This is a genomic window from Aquimarina sp., assembly GCF_977115655.1.
The window spans coordinates 1-2,197 of record NZ_CDSBKO010000143.1 but is presented as its reverse complement, the minus strand read 5'-3'; the positions used below and the strand labels follow the sequence as shown (position 1 = coordinate 2,197).

The following is a 2,197-nucleotide window of genomic DNA, read 5'->3' as shown; positions in this document are numbered from 1 at the left end:
GTAAGCCTCCGAGCAACTACGTTGTGATTTTTTCTTGATATCCTGGCAGTAGTTCTTCCAGTTTTTGTATGCTGTGATCGGGTAATTTTTCTAATGTGTCTGCTAACCATTCTCTGGGATTTATGTTTTTCATTTTACAAGATCCGAAGAATGAGTACAAGATGGCCGCATTTTGAGCTGCTTTATGCGATCCACAGAATAGATAGTTTTTTCTACCAATGGCCATAGGTCTGATAGAGTTTTCAATAAGATTGTTATCCAATTGGATGTTACCATCTAGGAATATATTTTCAAACTTGTGATATTGATTTACAAAATAGGTCATCGCTTTTCCGATAGCACTTTTAGGCAATACATTATATTGTTCTTCTGTAATCCAATCACGTATTTTTTGTAATAGTGGTTGTATATGTTCTAGGCGTAAGGTCTTAATTTTTTTAACATCATCGTTTGCTAGTTCTTTGATTTGTTGTTCCTCTTTGTAGATTTCTCTAAAAATAGCAAGTGCCTTTTGTGCTCTTGTTTTGTCATTATCTAGTGCATCGTGGAATTTTCTGCGCGCATGTACCAAACATCCAGCTAAGGTAATGTTTGGGGCTGTTCCTATTTTATCATATACAGTATAGCCATCACATTGCAGATATCCACTATAGGATGCGAGCAATTCTTTAGGTCCGTGCTGTCCACGCCCTTTCCGATAATTAAAAAGTACAAGTTTTTGAATGGGATCGTGATAGACCCATTGGTACCCTTGATGTGTACTGCCTTTCTTGTCACTGTCCAATACTTTGATCGGGCTCTCATCGGTTTGAATATATCCAGAGGTAAGTATTTTTTGTTTCAAGACATTGTAAAGTGGTTCAAGTAGCCTACAACATCCTGCCATCCAATCACTCATCGTACTCCCAGCTGGTTCCCATCCAAAATCACGCTTGAACATCTGTATTTGACGATAGAAAGGCAAGTGATCTACATATTTGCTTACTAAAATGTGTGCTAATAGGCAGGCTTCTGCAATAGATTTGTCTATAGGGCGACTAGGCAATTGCGCAATCAAAATACCATCACCATCTTTGTTTGCATATTTAGGACGGATCGTTTTTTTCTTTACCAGACTGGCTGGGGTATACTCTAAAGTTTCTGTTACTTCCTCTCCAATTTTGATAAGACCTGTAGTATCTTCTTCTGGCTCTATGATTACCTCACGTACTGGTAGGTGTTCCGGTAACGCATTACGGCCTTGGTGTTTTTTCTTATCACGGGTATAAGTAATCGTTTCTTGATTTGGCTCTTCTACTATAGTAGTAGCTTCTGCAAATAAGGATAATTGTTCTAAGTCTATTTCCTGTAGAAAACGTTCTGATTTAAACCCATGGATAAGTTTATAAAGACTAGCCAACTGTTCCTGTAAAGAAGCAATGGTCTTCTTTTGAGATTCATATCCAGCAAGTAACTCTTGATAGGTCATAACAATGACCAAAATAATAAACAACTGCTAAACTACCATCTGTTTTTGTGTTTGTTTATACCTTTTTCTTCGCTTAATATTGGTAATAGACACTCCGTCAATCAATAAGACCAATTGAGAATAATCCAAAGTAAGGCTAGCTGTAGTAGCATCATAAATAGGCAATTCAAAACTACCTTGTTCTAAACGCTTGTAGTACAATACAAATCCACCGCCTTGCCAGTGCAACAACTTGGCCTTATTGCGAAGCTTATTAATAAAAATATAGACTGAACCATTGGTAGGGTTACTCTCCAGATCATTGCTAACCAAATTGGATAGCCCATCAAAACTTTTCCGCATATCTACAGGATGAGCATACAACTTAAAATTTAGTGAACTACTTAATGCAAACATCACATAGGGATTTGGATCTCCAATCCATCTGAGGTGCGGATTGTAATAACTTTCGAAGAAGAAGATTCTCTACTGGTCATTTCTAAAGGTATAAAAGAAGAAGTTTCTGGTGATGGAATGGATTCTTTTAATAATTTCTTGATCCAGTAATGTAATTTACCTTTTGTTAGACCATGAGCCTGGGCAAAAGCCTTCTGACTTTGACCTGAATTATGGTATGCTGATACCAACTTATGCATCCGTGTAGACTCTGATGATTTAGACATATCTTTTTTTAGCAAAAATAGCCGCAAGCATAAATCAAATCAAGATGTACTTAGACGGAAGGATACA

General features: G+C 37.1%; 3 protein-coding genes. All 3 read right to left on the bottom strand.

Annotated elements, in window-relative coordinates; all coding sequences use genetic code 11:
- Positions 1-16: 16 nt before the first annotated feature.
- From tnpC to tnpA, 3 genes are read right to left on the bottom strand one after another with little or no spacing between them, the layout of a single operon-like run.
- A complete protein-coding gene (tnpC, locus tag ACZIYX_RS23875; RefSeq protein ID WP_462684764.1) occupies positions 17-1,468 on the bottom strand; it encodes an IS66 family transposase in 1,452 nt (483 codons plus the stop codon).
- 27 nt (positions 1,469-1,495) lie between these two features.
- Positions 1,496-1,864: an IS66 family insertion sequence element accessory protein TnpB gene (gene tnpB / locus ACZIYX_RS23870; RefSeq protein WP_462684763.1), complete on the bottom strand. Its 369-nt coding sequence runs from the start codon at positions 1,862-1,864 to the stop codon at positions 1,496-1,498.
- Positions 1,864-2,103 carry an IS66 family insertion sequence element accessory protein TnpA gene (tnpA, locus tag ACZIYX_RS23865; protein WP_462684762.1) on the bottom strand — a complete coding sequence of 80 codons (240 nt, stop codon included), beginning with the start codon at positions 2,101-2,103 and terminating at the stop codon, positions 1,864-1,866. Before tnpA ends, tnpB begins: the two co-directional genes overlap by 1 nt.
- Positions 2,104-2,197: the final 94 nt, after the last annotated feature.

Excerpts from the sequence above, each read along its gene's own strand:
- tnpB (WP_462684763.1), bottom strand. The coding sequence starts at position 1,864 with ATGTTTGCATTAAGTAGTTCACTAAATTTTAAGTTGTATGCTCATCCT.
- tnpA (WP_462684762.1), bottom strand. The coding sequence starts at position 2,103 with ATGCATAAGTTGGTATCAGCATACCATAATTCAGGTCAAAGTCAGAAG.
- tnpC (WP_462684764.1), bottom strand. The coding sequence starts at position 1,468 with ATGACCTATCAAGAGTTACTTGCTGGATATGAATCTCAAAAGAAGACC.